Here is a 15,010-nt window from a genome sequence, read left to right on the forward strand (position 1 = left end):
GAGACGAATGAGAAAGCTCAACACAATTCTGGCAGGTGCCCTGGCAGCGACCCTGCTGTGTGGCAGCGCCCTGGCGCGGGAAGTCACGCTGCGCATCCACCAGATGTTGCCAGCCCAGGCTACTATTCCGGCCGACGCCATTACGCCATGGGCCGCAGCGGTCGAAGAGCAGTCCGGTGGCCGGATCAAGTTTGAACTGTACCCCGCCATGCAGCTGGGCGGTGCGCCGCCATCGCTGTTCGATCAGGCCAAGGATGGCGTGGTCGACATTATCTGGACTGTGCTCGGCTATACCCCGGGTCGTTTCCCCAAGTCCGAAGTCTTCGAAATGCCCTTCCTGGTGACTACAGGTGAGGCGACGTCGGTGGCATTCCAGAAATATGTGGAAGCCAACGCCATGGATGAATTTGCCGGCGTGCACGTCATTGCCGTCCACACTCACGGCCCTGGTCTGTTCCACACCAAGGACCCGGTGAATAAGCTGGAAGACCTCGCCGGCATGAAGATCCGCGGTGGCTCGCGCGTCATCTCCGACATGTTGTCTCGTCTAGGTGCCGAGCCGATCGGCATGCCAGTGCCGGCCGTGACCGAAGCGCTTTCCAAGGGCGTTATCGATGGCACCACCATTCCATGGGAGGTCACGCCATCGCTCAAGGTTGCTGAACTGGTCAAGAACCACACCGGCTTCACCGGCGAATATGGCCTGTACACCCAGACCTTTGGTTTCGTGATGAACCAGGACAGCTACAACAACCTGCCTGATGACCTCAAGGCAATCATCGACGCCAATTCCGGCGTTGAGACAGCCCGCATGTTCGGCAAGGTCATGGATGCTGGCGATGCTGGTGGTCTGGCTATCGCTGAAGGCCTGGGCAACAACATCATCACCCTCGACGCTGTCGAAACTGCCCGCTGGAAGGCTGCGGCCCAGCCCACTATCGATCAGTGGTTTGCTGATATGGATGGCCAGGGCATTGATGGCCGGGCGCTCTATGAAGAAGCCCAGTCACTGGTTGCGGCCGAATCCAGCCTGTAATCCGGCGCGTCATCACCAAATACGAAGGGCGCCACATGGCGCCCTTTATTTTATCTCCAGCTTAGGCCCGGTAGCCGACGTCGATGACGGCCTGGCCGTCTGCCAGGCGCGAGACGCAGGCGCACATCCGTTTGCCGTCTGCCTTTTCGGCCTCGCTGAAAAATACATCGCGGTGATCAATGGGCGCATCATGTGAGATGACCTCGACGGCACAAAGACCGCATTCGCCGCGCTGGCAATCATAGATCATTTCGACCCCGGCACCCAGCAAGGCCTCCAGCAGCGTCTGATCCGCTCGAACGTCGACGGTACGGTCCAGTCCCTGGACCGCGACCTGAAATGGCGCTTCGGCATAGAGACCGCTGTCACCGAAAACTTCATAGCGCAACCGGCCCATCGGTCGTCCAGCCGCCTGCCAAGCTGCCTTGACCGAATTGAGCATGGCAATGGGGCCGCAAACATAAAGCTCCCCGTCGGCGGGCAGGTTAGCGATCTCGGCGGCCACATCGATCCTTTGCCCCGCATCGCCAGCGTGAACCACAACCTGATCAGGCAGCTGGCTTTCCAACCCGTCAGCGAAGGCCATGACGCCACGTGTCCGGCCGCCATACACCAGCCGGAACGGAATCCCCCGCTGCTGCAGCGCCAGCGCCATGCCATAAATTGGGGTAATGCCAATACCACCCGCCATCAGCAGATAGTAGGGTGCTCGCCACGCCAACTCGAACCGGTTCTCGGGAATGGTCAATGCAATTGTCTTGCCTGGTTCGAGCGTCCACATGAAACGCGAGCCGCCCCGGCTATTGTCGTGGCGCTTGACTGCGATCCGGATGTGACCAGGCGCCGCTGGCAGGCAGCTATAGGTGCGGATCGCTTCTCCGCTCCCGAGGCTAACCCTGAAATTGCTGTGCGAGCCGGGATCAAAGCGCGGCACGTTTCCCTCGACAGCAAACTCAAGCAGCTTAACTTCATCGGCGATCTCCTCGGCATGGCTGACCACTGCTTGCCGCCAGTCAAGTTTGTTGCGCATAGCGCTTCTCCTATTCGCCCACCAGGGCCAACGCCGGCACACTGCGCAGCAAACTGCGGTCCTGGGCCATCACATATTCCAGATTCTGTCGGGCCAGCCGCGCATGCTCGCGCGCCAGTGCTTCGGCCCGACCACCCTCGCGCATTTCAATGGCATTGATGATGGCGCGGTGCTGCGCCTGCCCGATCACCAGCGATTGCCGAAAGGCGGGTACATCGGCCTGCTTATCCAGAAAGGCGCTCGGTGACGCAAATGGCAGTCCTGTCACCCGGGCGATTTCGCGTCGGATGGTTTCGCTACCGGACAGACCCGCCAGAGCCGCATGGAAGGTAGCATTGAGCTCCACATAACGCTCAAAGTCCATTGCCTCAGGACCGTCGCAGATGGTGTCGTCCAGCGCCTGCACCAGCTTCTTGATCTCGGCCAGCCGGGCGGGGTGTGGGCCGCGTTCTGCCGCCAGTCGCGCTGCCGTGCCTTCAAGCACACCGCGCAACTCGATGGCGTCGATCACTTCGTCCCGCGCGAAGCTGCGCACTGCAAAGCCGCCCGACGGGATGAGTTCAAGCAGCCCTTCCTGCTCAAGTCGCGCCAGTGCCGCCCGAATAGGCGTGCGTGATATGCCGAGCCTGTCGGCGATAGCCACCTCCGAAAGCCGCTCCCCCGGACGGGCATGCCCCCCCAATATCAGATCACGCACGCCCATCAGGGCCTTCAATGATCGCGATTGCTGGCGATGCGCCGGTCTCGCTGCCATTGCCCTATTCCGCCGCTATCGCTTGCTGCTGTTCTTCAGCAATCATCGCGTCGATCAGCTTGCGCGCCCACATTGAACCGGCGTCGATATTGAGATTGTAGATGACGTGATCCGGATTGTTGTCGATGGCGATCTGCTGGGCTTCCAGGATGATCTCGTCTTCGCCAAATATCTTGGCCACCCCTTCGCGCAATTCATGGGTCCGGCGCTGCTCAGATGTCTTGTAATTGCGCGCAAAGGCCCAGAAATAATGACAGGTCTTTTCGTCCGCAGGGGTGATGGTGTTGAGTACGAAGCCGCTGACACCCTGACTGCGGTCGCCCTCTGGCGCACCTGTTCCCGCCAGTGCCACGCCGACATCAATAGCGATCGTCGCCGGCGCCTCGAAATTGATGATCTGCCAGCGGTCGACATTTCCGGACTTGCCCAATTGGCCACGCCAGAATGGCGGCGCGTCAATGTCCTTCATCCAGCGGGTGATGGTCGCTGTCCGGTCAGAATGCGTCGCGGTAAACGGGGCTTCAGCCACGGCTCGGTTGCCGATAGAGGAGCCGTGTACATAAGTTTCGTGCGTCAGATCCATCAGGTTGTCGATCACAAGGCGGTAATCGCATTTGACCTTGATCAACTTGCCATCAGAAGCCCATTCAGGATCGTCATTCCAATGCAGATCGGGCACCTTGGCAGGGTCTGCCAGCGCCGGATCGCCCATCCACAACCAGATAAAGCGATGCCTCTCGACCAGCGGGTAGGACACCACGCAGGCCGACGGATTGATAGTGTCTTGAGAAGGCATGTATACACAGCGGCCGGAATCATCGAATTCAAGGCCGTGATAGCCGCAGATGACATTGTCACCATGCAGTTCACCCATAGAGAGCGGCAGCAGGCGATGCCAACAGGCGTCGGCCAGCGCAACGGCTGATCCGTCCTGTTTCCGATACATAACCACTGGTTTTCCGCATATTGTCCGCGGAACGAGTTCGCGCTTCAGCTCGGTGTCCCATGCTGCGGCGTACCATGCGTTCATTGGAAACGTCTGAGCGGTCATCACTGGGCTCCTCTCCCTGCGATTCATTGTGCAGGCAGGAAACATAAGTTGTATACAATTTACAAGTCCCCACGCGCGACTGGCTCCGCCCGGTGGGGCGGAGCCAGTACGTCAGAGCATGTTTTTGAATTGGGCGCCGGCACTTACCGGCTGCGAACGACGTTGACCCAGAGCGACCAACGCCAAGGTTCGTCGGGCACGGCCGAAAATCAGAGTGGCTTTTTGAGCCATTTGGCGAGGACGCCGACAATGCCTTCGCGGAACAGCAGCACGCTGGCCACAAAGATCGCGCCCTGAATGACCGTCACCCAGGCTCCGAAACCGGCGAAATAGTTCTGCATGGTGACAATGGCGGCAGCGCCGACGAACGGGCCGAAAACCGTGCCCATGCCGCCCAACAGTGTCATCAGCACCACTTCACCCGACATCGACCAGTAGACGTCGGTCAGCGAGGACAGCTGGAACACAATGGCCTTGGTGGCCCCGGCTAGGCCGGCCAGTCCAGCCGACATGACGAACACTGCCAGCTTGTAGCGATCGACCTTGTAGCCCAGCGATATCGAGCGGGGTTCATTGTCGCGAATGGCCTTGAGCACCTGCCCGAAGGGCGAATGGATGATGCGGTAGATCGCCAGCAGGCCGCCCATCACAATGACCAGCACCACAAAGTACAGCGTGAAGTCCGAGCTGAGATCAAAAATGCCGAACAGCATGCCGCGCGGAACCGCCTGGATGCCGTCTTCACCGCCGGTAAACGGCGCCTGCACGGCGATGAAGTAGACCATTTGCGCAAAGGCCAGCGTCACCATAGCGAAGTAGATGCCCTGGCGCTTGATCGCCAGCGCGCCAATGCCCAGTCCCAACAGGGAAGCGGCAGCCACGCCCAGCAGAATGGCAAATTCGGGGTTGAGGCCCCATACCTTGGCGGCATGGGCCGCGACATAGCTGGCGGAACCAAAAAACGCCGCATGGCCAAACGACAGCAGCCCGCCAAAGCCCAGCAGCAGGTTCAGTGCGCTGGCAAACAGCGCAAAGCACAGCACCTTCATCACAAAGACCGGGTAGAGCACGAACGGCGCGATCAGCAGCAGCACCAGCAGGCCAACAAAGATTGCGATGTGGTGGCGCGGCGTGCCCACAGGCGGCGCCGGGGTCGTCACGAGCGCGGTTTCAGATTGCGTGGTCATCAGACCGTCCTTCCAAACAGGCCGGCTGGCTTGACCAGCAGTACCAGCGCCATGATCACGAAAATCGCCACAGACGAGCCCTCGGGGTAAAATACCCGGGTCAGCCCCTCAACCACGCCCAGCCCGAAGCCGGTCAGAATGGCGCCGAGGATCGAACCCATGCCGCCAATCACCACCACGGCAAACACCACGATGATCAGATCGGCGCCCATATTGGGATTGACCGAATAGATCGGTGCAGCAAGCACCCCGGCCAGCGCCGCCAGGGCAACGCCAAAGCCGTAGGTCAGGGTAATCATGCGCGGCACATTGATGCCGAATGCACCAACCAGAACCGGGTTTTCGGTGGCTGCGCGCAGATAGGCACCAAGCCGGGTCTTCTCGATGGCAAACCAGGTACCAAAGCAGACAATGGCCGAGGCCACCACCACCCAGGCGCGATAATTGGGCAGGAACATGAAGCCCAGATTGGTGCCGCCCGACAGCTCGCTTGGAATGGAATAGGGCAGCCCCGACACACCATACTGATTGCGGAACAGACCCTGGATGATCAGCGCCAGACCGAAGGTCAGCAGCAGCCCGTAGAGATGATCGAGATGGTAGAGTCGGGCGATCATAACCCGCTCGATGACCACGCCCGTCGCCCCCACAATGATCGGCACCAGCAGCAGGGCCCACCAGTAATTGATGCCAGCATAGGTCATCAGCATCCAGGCGACGAAGGCGCCCATCATGTACTGCGCGCCATGGCTGAAATTGATGATGTTGAGCAGCCCGAAGATGACGGCGAGCCCAAGGCTCAGCAGCGCATAGAACGACCCGTTGATCAGGCCCAGCAGCAGCTGGCCGAACAGCGCCTGTGGCGGTATCCCCAAAAGCTCAAACATGGATGTTTTCCGGTTTCTCTTGGTCTTGAAAACGGGTGCCCCGACACGGCCGGGGCACCCAGCTCAATCTACTTCACCAGATCGCAACCGCCATCGGCCAGCGGACGGAAGGCGTCCTTGGCAGGAATGGCTGCGAGCAGGTTGTAATAGTCCCATGGACCGGTGGACTCATCTGGCGACTTCACCTGGAACAGGTACATGTCGTGGATGTGACGACCATCGGGACGGACCATGCCCTGACCGAACAGTGGATCCTGGCTTGGCTCTGCCTTCATCTCGTCCATCAGCGCGGCGGTGTCCTTGCCACCGGTCGCTTCAACGGCCTTGAGGTAATGCAGCACGCTGGCATAGACGCCGGCATGCACCATGGTAGGCATGTTGCCGCCATTCTGGGCCGCAAAGCGCTCCGACCAGGCCCGGGTATCGTCATTGAGATCCCAATAGAAGGCCTCGGTCAGCACCAGACCCTGAGCGGTCTCAAGGCCAAGGGCATGCACGTCAGTGATGAAGATCAGCAGTCCGGCCAGTGCCTGACCGGCCTGGGTGATGCCGAACTCGGCAGCCTGCTTGATGGTGTTGACGGTGTCGCCACCAGCATTGGCCAGACCGATCACCTGGGCGCCGGAGGCCTGAGCCTGCAGCAGATAGGATGAGAAGTCAGTGCCGGGGAACGGATGACGCACTGCGCCAAGCACTTCGCCGCCCGCCGCTTCGACCACGGCCGAGGTGTCTTTTTCCAGCGCCTGGCCAAAGGCGTAGTCAGCGGTGATGAAGAACCACTTCTTGTAGCCTTCCTGCACCATGGCCGTGCCTGTGCCATGGGCAAGGGCCCAGGTGTCATAGGTCCAGTGAACGGTATTGGGTGAACACTGCGCGCCGGTCAGATCAGCCGAGCCAGCGCCCGAATCCATGAAGATCTTGTTCTTGTCGCGGGTCACTTCGGCCACGGCAAATGCTGCCGAAGACGTCGGGACGTCGGCGATCATGTCGACGCCATCCTGATCATACCACTGCCGGGCAATGGTGGAGGCAACGTCTGGCTTGTTCTGGTGATCGGCCGAGACGATCTCGACATTGATGCCCTTGGCAGCGGCGTCGAAGTCTTCGACGGCCATGCGCGCTGCAATCACCGAGCCTTCGCCCGACAGATCGGCGTAAACGCCGGAGCGGTCATTGAGCACGCCGATCTTGATGTCGGTTGCCATGGCGGTGCCCGCCATCAGCAGACTGGCCGCGGAGGCCAGGATTAGGGTCTGTAGTTTCATGTGTCGGTTCTCCTCCCGAGTGAAGCCTTGCGGCTGGTGCTAGACGCCCAGATAGGCGTGCAGCTTGTCGATGTTGTCGGCGAGGTCGGCATTGGGAATGGTGTCGATCACCCGCCCCTGTTCGACCACGTAGTGCCGATCCGCGACCGAGGCCGCGAAGCGGAAATTCTGTTCCACCAGCACGATGGTGAAGCCCTGGTTCTTCAACTGCACCAGGGTGCGTCCGATCTGCTGCACGATCACCGGGGCAAGGCCCTCGGTGGGTTCGTCCAGCAGCAGGAATTTGGCGCCGGTGCGCAGGATGCGGCCAATGGCCAGCATCTGCTGTTCGCCGCCGGAAAGCTTGGTGCCCTGGCTGCCCAGCCGTTCCCGCAGATTGGGGAACATCTCGAGCACCGCCTCGCGGCTCAGCCCGCCCGGTTTGACCTCGGGCGGCAGCATCAGGTTTTCGTCCACCGACAGGCTGGCAAAGATGCCGCGCTCTTCTGGGCAAAAGGCAATGCCGGCCTTGGCGATGGCGCGCGGCTGCAGGCCGATCAACTCGGTGCCCTCGAACTGCACCGAACCCTGGCGCTTGCCCAGAATGCCCATAATGGCGCGCAGCGTCGTGGTCTTGCCCGCACCATTGCGGCCGAGCAGGGTCACCACTTCACCGGGCTTCACATCGAAATTGATGCCGTGCAGCACATGGCTTTCATCGTACCAGCCATTGAGATCGCGCACGGCGAGCAAGGGGGCCGCGCTGGCGGTGGTGGTCTCACTCATGGCCAGCTCCGATATAGGCTTCAACGACGCGTTCATCCTGCGAAACATCTTCATAGGTGCCTTCAGCCAGTACCTGACCGCGCGCCAGAACGGTGATCTGATCGGACAGGTCCGCCACCACCGACAGGTTGTGCTCCACCATCAAAATGGTGCGATTGGCCGAAATCTTGCGGATCAGCGCCGAGATGCGCCCCACATCTTCCTGCGCCATGCCGGCCATGGGTTCGTCCAGCAGCAGCATTTCGGGCTCCAGCGCCAGCGTGGTGGCGATTTCGAGCGCCCGCTTGCGGCCATAGCTCAACTCGCCGGCAGGCTCGTGCAAATGGCTCGATAGCCCGACCTCTTCGACGCGGGCGCTCGCCTCCTCGTCATAGGCCGACAATACCTTTTCGGGGCGCCAGAAATCGAAGCTGTCGCCACGGCGGCGCTGCAGCGCAATGCGCACATTTTCCAGCACGCTGAGCTGCGGGAATACCGCCGAAATCTGGAACGAACGCACCAGACCCCGTCGCGAGATATCGGCGGCCGACAGCCGCGTGATGTCCCGATCGTTCAGGGTGATCTTGCCAGCACTGGGCTGCAGGAACTTGGTCAGCAGGTTAAAGCATGTCGTCTTGCCCGCGCCATTGGGCCCGATCAGGGCGTGGATGGTCCCGCGCTTGATATCGAGATCGACACTGTCCACGGCCGTGAAGCCGGAAAAACGTTTGGTCAGGCCGCGCGCCGACAGGATGATGTCCGCCTTGGGCGATGCGACAGGCGACTGGTTCATGGCTGCACTCATTTGGCGGTCCACCCTCCGTCGATGGAAATGGTTGACCCGGTGATCGAACGGGCCAGATCACCACATAGGTAACCGGCCATCTCCGCAATCTCTTCGGGCTGCACGAACTGGCGCGTCGGCTGCGGCGCCAGGATGATTTCGCGCATGACCTGCTCTTCGCTCATGCCATGCACGCGAGCCTGGTCAGCCACCTGAGCCGCCACCAGTGGGGTCCAGACATAGCCCGGGCAGATCGCATTGACCGTAATGCCCTTCTCTGCCGTCTCCAGCGCCACTGTCTTGGTCAGCCCGACCACAGCGTGCTTGGTGGCGACATAGGCTGACTTGAAGGGCGAGGCGCGCAGGCCATGGGCCGAGGCAATATTGATGATGCGCCCCCAGCCGCGCTCAGCCATGCCGGGCAGCGCGGCGCGAATGGTGTGAAAGGCCGAATCCAGGCTGACCGCGACAATGCGCTGCCAGTCGCTGGGAGGAAACTCCTCGATCGGCGCGACCTTCTGGATGCCGGCATTGTTGACCAGCACGTCGAGCTGACCAAAGCTGGCCACCACGGCGCTCACCAAATCATAGCCGCCGCCAATTTCGGCCAGGTCGGACTGGAAGTAACGTACATTGGCGCCGCTGGCGGCCAGCGCTTCAAGCGCGGCCCCGGCATCCTGTTCGGCCTCAAAGCTGTTGATCGCCACGTCATAGCCCATCGCCGCAAATTTGCTGGCGATCGACAAGCCAATGCCGCTCGTTGAGCCGGTGACCAATGCCACGCGCTTTGTGTTCATACCCCACCCTGATCCGGACCTTTGGCGGCCCGCTTTGTTTTGACGGTACTCTTTCAAGTTCCGTGCCAACTCAGAAACGCCGGTTTCAGAAGGGTGTCGATGGCAGTGTCCGGCGGTGGTGTCCGGAAAAACATACAGGTGTCCGGAAATCCGGACACCTCAGATGTCGATATTGTAGCGCTTCAGCTTCTCGTAAAACTGCGACCGCGATACGCCCAGCCGCAGGGCCGCCGCTGACTTCTGACCGCCCGTGGTCGCCAGAGCATCGATAATGGCCTGCCGTTCGGTGTCGGCGATGGTGTGGGCCAGCGCCTGACCGCTTGTACTTGTGCTCATCGAGCGGGCTGCGCCCGGTGGCATGGCGCGGCTGATCACCGCGCCATCAAGCACCTCGCTGGGCGCCAGCGCCGCCGCCCGTTCCAGCACATTGCGCAGTTCGCGCACATTGCCCGGCCAGTCATGGTTTTGCAGCAGGGCAACAGCCTCGGGTGTAATCACCCAGCCCCGCTCATCGGCCGCGCGCATGGTCTGCTCGAGCAGCACTTCGCAGATCAGGGCGATGTCCTCCCGCCGATCCCGCAAGGGCGGGACATGCACGGTCAGCACCGCGATGCGGTAATAGAGATCGGCGCGGAAGCTCTTGTCGGCCACCTTGGCTTCGAGATCCTGTGATGTCGCGGCGATGATACGCACATCGATCTTCTTGACCGTGTTGGACCCCAGCGCCTCGACCTCGCCTTCCTGCAATACGCGCAGGAACTTGGCCTGGATGGCGGGCGGCATATCGCCGATTTCGTCTAGAAACAGCGTGCCATCATGGGCCAGTTCGAACTTGCCCTTGCGCGGTTTCTTGTCCGCCCCGGTATAGGCCCCTGGTGCCACGCCAAAGAACTCCGCTTCGAGCAGTGCCTCGGGCACGGCAGCGATATTGACCGCCACAAACGGTCCATCGGCGCGGTCAGATTGCTGATGGATAGCGTGCGCCAGCAATTCCTTGCCGGTGCCGGTCTCCCCCAGAATGAGCGCAGCACCGTCGCGCAGCGCAAACCGGCGCACCATGGCCTTGAGCTCTCTGACTGCTTCGCTCTGCCCGACAAAGCTCGACAGCGAATACTTGGTCTGCCGCTCCCGCGTCAGCGCCGCCTGGGCGCGGGTCAGCTGTTTGTGCAGGGTCTCGAACTTGTCCAGAATGGGCGCCAGATAATCGACATTGTCGTAAAAGACGAAGCCGATGGCCCCTTCCACCGCGCCTGAGGCATCCTTGAGCGGGATGCGGCAGACCACAAACTGCCGCTCGTTGAAATTCATGATGTCGAGCAGGATCGGTCGTCCTGTCTCCACCACGCGCCGCAGCAGGGAATGGGGAATGACATCTTCGACCGGCAGGCCGATCGGGTCAAAGGATGGGTTCAGCTTGAGCAGTTCGCGATAGCGCGCATCCATCCAGGTGATGTGGGTGTCGGCATCAACGATAATGGCGCCTTCAAAGAAGTCGCGCAGCAGGCTGAAGGCGCCCACAGCCTCTTCAATACTGGCCAGGCCATTGGAAGCTGGCCAGCGTTCAGTTGTCGGTGGGCGGGCCATGGTGCGGTCTCTGTTGCGCGATCAGTTGCGCCGGAGTCTATGCCCCGGCGCAAGGGATCGCAACGCGCTCACGGGCGCTCGACACACAGCGCCACACCCATGCCGCCGCCAATGCACAGGGTCGCCAGACCCTTGTGTGCGTCGCGCCGTACCATCTCGTGCAGCAGGGTCACCAGCACGCGCGCGCCCGAGGCGCCGATCGGGTGGCCAATCGCAATGGCGCCGCCATTGACGTTGACCTTTTCAGGCGCCCAGGCCATCGCCTGATTGACCGCGCAGGCCTGCGCCGCAAAAGCCTCATTGGCTTCGATCAGATCCAGATCGCCGCTGCTCCATCCCGCCTTAACCAGCGCCTTGGTCGAGGCCGGAATGGGGCCTGTACCCATTAGTGCGGGGTCAACACCCGCCGTGGCCCAGCTGGCAATGCGCGCCAGTGGCCTCAGACCGCGTTTGGCAGCTTCCTCGGCGCTCATCAGTACCAGCACCGCCGCGCCGTCATTGATGCCCGATGCATTGCCGGCGGTGACGCTGCCCGCCTTGTCAAAGGCTGGTCGAAGCTTGGCCAGTGCCTCGGCGCTGGCGTCAGCGCGGATATATTCATCCTGATCGACAACAATCTCGCCCTTGCGGGTCTTGATGGTGACCGGTGCGATTTCATCAACAAAACGCCCGGCCTGCTGCGCTGCGGCAGCCTTCTGCTGGGAGGCCAGCGCGAAGGCGTCTTGGGTGTCCCGGCTGATATCGAATTTGCGCGCCACATTCTCGGCCGTGATGCCCATGTGATAGCCGCCAAACGCGTCCACCAGACCATCGCTCATCATGGTGTCCACAAGGGTGATCGGGCCCATTTTTGCGGGTGCCCGCAATTGCTGGCAATGCGGCGACAGCGACATCGATTCCTGCCCACCGGCGACGATGATCTCTGCGTCGCCCATGGCGATCTGCTGCATGCCCAGCGCCACGGCGCGCAGGCCCGAGCCGCACACCTGATTGAGGCCCCATGCGGTGGCTGACTGGCCAATGCCTGCCGCAATAGCGGCCTGGCGAGCCGGGTTCTGACCTGCGCCGCCTGTCAGCACCTGACCCAGAATGACTTCATCGACATCGTCGGGAGAGACACCAGATCGCTCCAAAGCCGCCTTGATGGCCACAGCACCCAACTCGTGGGCGGGCACGCTGGCGAGGCTACCCATGAAGGCGCCTACAGCGGTGCGGGCGGCGCCTACGATTACAATATCACGCATCTTGCTACTCCTGGTCCAGTTGAACGCTGAACGCCGCTTCAGTCTTGGCCGTCACGTCGTCAAGCGAGACGCCATCGGCCAGTTCAATCAATACCATGGATGGCTCCCCGGTCCGGGCGATGGTGAACACGCCCAGATCGGTGATCACCAGATCGGCAACGCGCTGACCGGTCAGCGGCAGGGTGCAGGCCTTGAGCAGCTTGGGCGTGCCCTTGGCCTCGTGTTCCATCACCACCACCACGCGCTTGACGCCGGCCACCAGATCCATGGCGCCGCCCATGCCCTTGACCATCTTGCCCGGGATCATCCAGTTCGCCAGATCGCCATTTTCGGCCACCTGCATGGCGCCCAGAATGGACAGGTCGATATGCCCGCCCCGGATCATTCCGAAGCTGTCGGCACTGGAGAAAAAGCTGGTCATTGGCAACTCGGTGATCGTCTGCTTGCCCGCATTGATCAGGTCGGCATCTTCATCGCCCTCGAACGGGAAGGGGCCCATGCCCAGCATGCCATTTTCGCTCTGCAGGCGCACATCCATGCCGTCCGGAATGAAATTGGCCACCAGTGTGGGAATGCCAATGCCCAGATTGACGTAGAAGCCGTCCTTGAGTTCGCGCGCGGCGCGGGCCGCCATCTGTTCGCGTGTCCAGGCCATCAGTTTGCCTCCGCAGTGGCGCGCGACCGCACGGTGCGCTGCTCGATATGTTTGACCGGATTGGGAACATGGATCAGCCGAGACACGAAAATGCCCGGCGTGTGGATCTGATCAGGCTCGATCGCGCCGGTCTCGACCAGATGTTCAACCTCGGCCACGGTGATCTTGCCGGCGGTCGCCATCATCGGGTTGAAGTTCCGCGCCGTCTTCCGGTAAACCAGATTGCCTTCCGCATCGCCTTTCCAGGCGTGCACCACGGCGACATCGGCCACCAGACCGCGCTCCATGACATAGTCCTCGCCGTCGAATTCGCGCACTTCCTTGCCCTCGGCAATCAGCGTGCCCACGCCGGTCTTGGTGAAGAAGGCGGGAATGCCCGCGCCACCGGCCCGGATGCGTTCGGCCAGTGTGCCCTGTGGGGTAAACTCGATCTCCAGCTCACCCGCCAGATATTGCTGGGCGAACAACTTGTTCTCACCCACATAGGATGAGATCATTTTCTTGACCTGCCGGGTCTCCAGCAGCGTGCCCAGCCCGATGCCGTCCACGCCCGCATTGTTGGAAATAACCGTCAGATCCTTGGCGCCCGACTGTTTGATCGCCGCGATCAGTGATTCAGGGATGCCGCACAGGCCAAAGCCGCCGGCCATCACCACCATTCCGTCTTTCAGCAATCCGGCAAGCGCGTCAGTGGCGTCCGCATAGACTTTCTGCACAGCCCGTCCTCCTCACAGTGTTCTGGATAGGGCGCAACACTGCTCCCCGCAGCGCCGCCCTTTTCTCAAGGCTAGGTCTTGCTGAGGCCGCCCGGTTAGTCGTATTTATACTCTATGGATGCACCTGCTTCATCGGCCGCCGACCGGGCCATGCCACGCTTCGCACTGGGCGATATTCCGGTGCCGATGGTATTTGCCAGCCATCGCATCATTCGCGATTGCAATGCCGAGTTTGCCGGCCTGTTCGGCTTTGGGCGCCACGAACTGGTCGACCAGAGTTTCTCACGGCTCTATCCCAAGATCGCCGATTTTGTTCGTACCGGGCAGATGTGGCGCAGCCATTTGCCTGGTGGTCAGGTCTATTATGACGAGCGCATCATGGTGGGGGCAGGCGGGCGGCGTTTCTGGTGCCGCGTCAATGGCCGCTCGCGCCACGACACTGACCCCTTCGCTGAAGCGCTCTATTGCTTTGAGCCGATGAGCCGGCCGGTGACCGAGGCTGCCATGACCGGACGGCAGCGCCAGATATTGACGCTGGTGGCCCAGGGCAAGACCAATGCGCTGATCGCCGAGGAAATAGGGCTTAGTCGCCGAACCGTGGAGGCCCACAGACTGCGCCTGATGCGCGCTGTTGGCGTGCGCAATAGCGCTGAACTGGTGGCCTGGTTCTCCGCGCAGTAATCGGCCCCGTCACAGTTTTCTGCCCCCAAACGGTTTAAATTATGCCGCTTTTGCCTACATAATGGGGTCACCGTCGTGCGTAATCGGGCGTGCGGCTGATCCAGACTGGGCCTTTTTCTCGGCCCCCTTGAATAGGAGAACAGCCATGACCGAAGCAAAAACCGGGGATACAGTTCGTATCAACTATGCCGGTCGTCTCACCGACGGCACTGCCTTTGATTCATCCGAAGGGCGCGAGCCACTACAGTTCACCCTTGGCGAAGGCCAGGTGATCCGTGGCCTTGAAGCACACATCACCGGCATGGAGCAGGGCGCCAAATCCACCGTGACCATTCCGTGCGACGAGGCCTATGGCCCGCACCGCGCTGAAGCCGTCCAGACGCTGGAACGCGCCAAGGTGCCCGCCGGCATCGATATTGAAGTGGGCACGCAGCTCCAAGCCAAGACGGCCGACGGCTCCATGCTGCCCATTCGTGTCGTGGAAGTCGACGATTCAATCGTCAAGGTCGACGCCAACCACCCGCTTGCCGGGCAGGATCTGGTGTTTGACGTTGAGCTGGTCGAGATCGTCCAGGCCGCCTAAGGCGCGCCCACG

Annotated in this window: 16 protein-coding genes; 3 read left to right on the plus strand and 13 right to left on the minus strand. The window is 61.4% G+C overall.

What is annotated here, in order from left to right:
• Positions 1–7 precede the first annotated feature (7 nt).
• Positions 8–1,036: a TRAP transporter substrate-binding protein gene (locus KD146_RS13560; protein WP_212659366.1), complete on the plus strand. Its 1,029-nt coding sequence runs from the start codon at positions 8–10 to the stop codon at positions 1,034–1,036.
• A gap of 61 nt (positions 1,037–1,097) precedes the next feature.
• Here the strand turns inward: KD146_RS13560 and KD146_RS13565 are convergent, their stop codons facing one another.
• The 13 genes from KD146_RS13565 to KD146_RS13625 all read right to left on the minus strand — a co-directional run bounded on the left by KD146_RS13565 (position 1,098) and on the right by KD146_RS13625 (position 13,734).
• On the minus strand, positions 1,098–2,066 hold the full coding sequence (locus KD146_RS13565) for a PDR/VanB family oxidoreductase (protein WP_212659367.1): 969 nt from the start codon (positions 2,064–2,066) through the stop codon (positions 1,098–1,100).
• A gap of 10 nt (positions 2,067–2,076) precedes the next feature.
• Positions 2,077–2,820 carry a GntR family transcriptional regulator gene (locus KD146_RS13570; RefSeq protein WP_212659368.1) on the minus strand — a complete coding sequence of 248 codons (744 nt, stop codon included), beginning with the start codon at positions 2,818–2,820 and terminating at the stop codon, positions 2,077–2,079.
• A 4-nt stretch (positions 2,821–2,824) separates the two neighbouring features.
• Positions 2,825–3,871 carry an aromatic ring-hydroxylating dioxygenase subunit alpha gene (locus KD146_RS13575; RefSeq protein WP_249327891.1) on the minus strand — a complete coding sequence of 349 codons (1,047 nt, stop codon included), beginning with the start codon at positions 3,869–3,871 and terminating at the stop codon, positions 2,825–2,827.
• A gap of 209 nt (positions 3,872–4,080) precedes the next feature.
• Positions 4,081–5,058 (minus strand): branched-chain amino acid ABC transporter permease, encoded by a 978-nt coding sequence (locus KD146_RS13580; RefSeq protein WP_212659369.1) that lies wholly within the window; start codon positions 5,056–5,058, stop codon positions 4,081–4,083.
• The gene (locus tag KD146_RS13585) at positions 5,058–5,945 is read right to left on the minus strand and encodes a branched-chain amino acid ABC transporter permease (protein WP_212659370.1); all 888 of its coding nucleotides are present in this window, start codon (positions 5,943–5,945) and stop codon (positions 5,058–5,060) included. Before KD146_RS13585 ends, KD146_RS13580 begins: the two co-directional genes overlap by 1 nt.
• 68 nt (positions 5,946–6,013) lie before the next feature.
• On the minus strand, positions 6,014–7,210 hold the full coding sequence (locus KD146_RS13590; protein ID WP_212659371.1) for an ABC transporter substrate-binding protein: 1,197 nt from the start codon (positions 7,208–7,210) through the stop codon (positions 6,014–6,016).
• Positions 7,211–7,249: 39 nt separating this feature from the next.
• Positions 7,250–7,975 (minus strand): ABC transporter ATP-binding protein, encoded by a 726-nt coding sequence (locus KD146_RS13595; protein ID WP_212659372.1) that lies wholly within the window; start codon positions 7,973–7,975, stop codon positions 7,250–7,252.
• Complete coding sequence (locus KD146_RS13600) at positions 7,968–8,747, minus strand: ABC transporter ATP-binding protein (protein ID WP_249327866.1); 780 nt, start codon at positions 8,745–8,747, stop codon at positions 7,968–7,970. The genes KD146_RS13595 and KD146_RS13600 overlap by 8 nt, the downstream gene beginning before the upstream one ends.
• Positions 8,748–8,755: 8 nt before the next feature.
• Complete coding sequence (locus KD146_RS13605; protein ID WP_212659374.1) at positions 8,756–9,535, minus strand: 3-hydroxybutyrate dehydrogenase; 780 nt, start codon at positions 9,533–9,535, stop codon at positions 8,756–8,758.
• A gap of 159 nt (positions 9,536–9,694) precedes the next feature.
• The gene (locus KD146_RS13610; protein ID WP_212659375.1) at positions 9,695–11,119 is read right to left on the minus strand and encodes a sigma-54 interaction domain-containing protein; all 1,425 of its coding nucleotides are present in this window, start codon (positions 11,117–11,119) and stop codon (positions 9,695–9,697) included.
• A gap of 68 nt (positions 11,120–11,187) precedes the next feature.
• Positions 11,188–12,363 (minus strand): acetyl-CoA C-acetyltransferase, encoded by a 1,176-nt coding sequence (locus KD146_RS13615; RefSeq protein ID WP_212659376.1) that lies wholly within the window; start codon positions 12,361–12,363, stop codon positions 11,188–11,190.
• A 4-nt stretch (positions 12,364–12,367) separates the two neighbouring features.
• Positions 12,368–13,018 carry a 3-oxoacid CoA-transferase subunit B gene (locus tag KD146_RS13620; RefSeq protein WP_212659377.1) on the minus strand — a complete coding sequence of 217 codons (651 nt, stop codon included), beginning with the start codon at positions 13,016–13,018 and terminating at the stop codon, positions 12,368–12,370.
• Complete coding sequence (locus KD146_RS13625) at positions 13,018–13,734, minus strand: CoA transferase subunit A (protein ID WP_212659378.1); 717 nt, start codon at positions 13,732–13,734, stop codon at positions 13,018–13,020. The genes KD146_RS13620 and KD146_RS13625 overlap by 1 nt, the downstream gene beginning before the upstream one ends.
• A 150-nt stretch (positions 13,735–13,884) precedes the next feature.
• Between KD146_RS13625 and KD146_RS13630 the strand changes: the two genes are divergently transcribed.
• Together KD146_RS13630 and KD146_RS13635 are read left to right on the plus strand one after the other, a co-directional pair.
• Positions 13,885–14,415 (plus strand): LuxR family transcriptional regulator, encoded by a 531-nt coding sequence (locus KD146_RS13630; protein WP_249327867.1) that lies wholly within the window; start codon positions 13,885–13,887, stop codon positions 14,413–14,415.
• Between the two features lie 145 nt (positions 14,416–14,560).
• Positions 14,561–14,998, plus strand: coding sequence for an FKBP-type peptidyl-prolyl cis-trans isomerase (locus tag KD146_RS13635; RefSeq protein WP_212659379.1), 438 nt, complete (start codon positions 14,561–14,563; stop codon positions 14,996–14,998).
• The last annotated feature ends 12 nt before the right edge of the window (positions 14,999–15,010 follow it).

The organism is Devosia litorisediminis, from assembly GCF_018334155.1.
Lineage (GTDB): Bacteria > Pseudomonadota > Alphaproteobacteria > Rhizobiales > Devosiaceae > Devosia > Devosia litorisediminis.

Coding starts and splice junctions, on each gene's coding strand:
- KD146_RS13560 (WP_212659366.1), top strand. CDS start 8: ATGAGAAAGCTCAACACAATTCTGGCAGGTGCCCTGGCAGCGACCCTG.
- KD146_RS13565 (WP_212659367.1), bottom strand. CDS start 2,066: ATGCGCAACAAACTTGACTGGCGGCAAGCAGTGGTCAGCCATGCCGAG.
- KD146_RS13570 (WP_212659368.1), bottom strand. CDS start 2,820: ATGGCAGCGAGACCGGCGCATCGCCAGCAATCGCGATCATTGAAGGCC.
- KD146_RS13575 (WP_249327891.1), bottom strand. CDS start 3,871: ATGACCGCTCAGACGTTTCCAATGAACGCATGGTACGCCGCAGCATGG.
- KD146_RS13580 (WP_212659369.1), bottom strand. CDS start 5,058: ATGACCACGCAATCTGAAACCGCGCTCGTGACGACCCCGGCGCCGCCT.
- KD146_RS13585 (WP_212659370.1), bottom strand. CDS start 5,945: ATGTTTGAGCTTTTGGGGATACCGCCACAGGCGCTGTTCGGCCAGCTG.
- KD146_RS13590 (WP_212659371.1), bottom strand. CDS start 7,210: ATGAAACTACAGACCCTAATCCTGGCCTCCGCGGCCAGTCTGCTGATG.
- KD146_RS13595 (WP_212659372.1), bottom strand. CDS start 7,975: ATGAGTGAGACCACCACCGCCAGCGCGGCCCCCTTGCTCGCCGTGCGC.
- KD146_RS13600 (WP_249327866.1), bottom strand. CDS start 8,747: ATGAACCAGTCGCCTGTCGCATCGCCCAAGGCGGACATCATCCTGTCG.
- KD146_RS13605 (WP_212659374.1), bottom strand. CDS start 9,535: ATGAACACAAAGCGCGTGGCATTGGTCACCGGCTCAACGAGCGGCATT.
- KD146_RS13610 (WP_212659375.1), bottom strand. CDS start 11,119: ATGGCCCGCCCACCGACAACTGAACGCTGGCCAGCTTCCAATGGCCTG.
- KD146_RS13615 (WP_212659376.1), bottom strand. CDS start 12,363: ATGCGTGATATTGTAATCGTAGGCGCCGCCCGCACCGCTGTAGGCGCC.
- KD146_RS13620 (WP_212659377.1), bottom strand. CDS start 13,018: ATGGCCTGGACACGCGAACAGATGGCGGCCCGCGCCGCGCGCGAACTC.
- KD146_RS13630 (WP_249327867.1), top strand. CDS start 13,885: ATGCCACGCTTCGCACTGGGCGATATTCCGGTGCCGATGGTATTTGCC.
- KD146_RS13635 (WP_212659379.1), top strand. CDS start 14,561: ATGACCGAAGCAAAAACCGGGGATACAGTTCGTATCAACTATGCCGGT.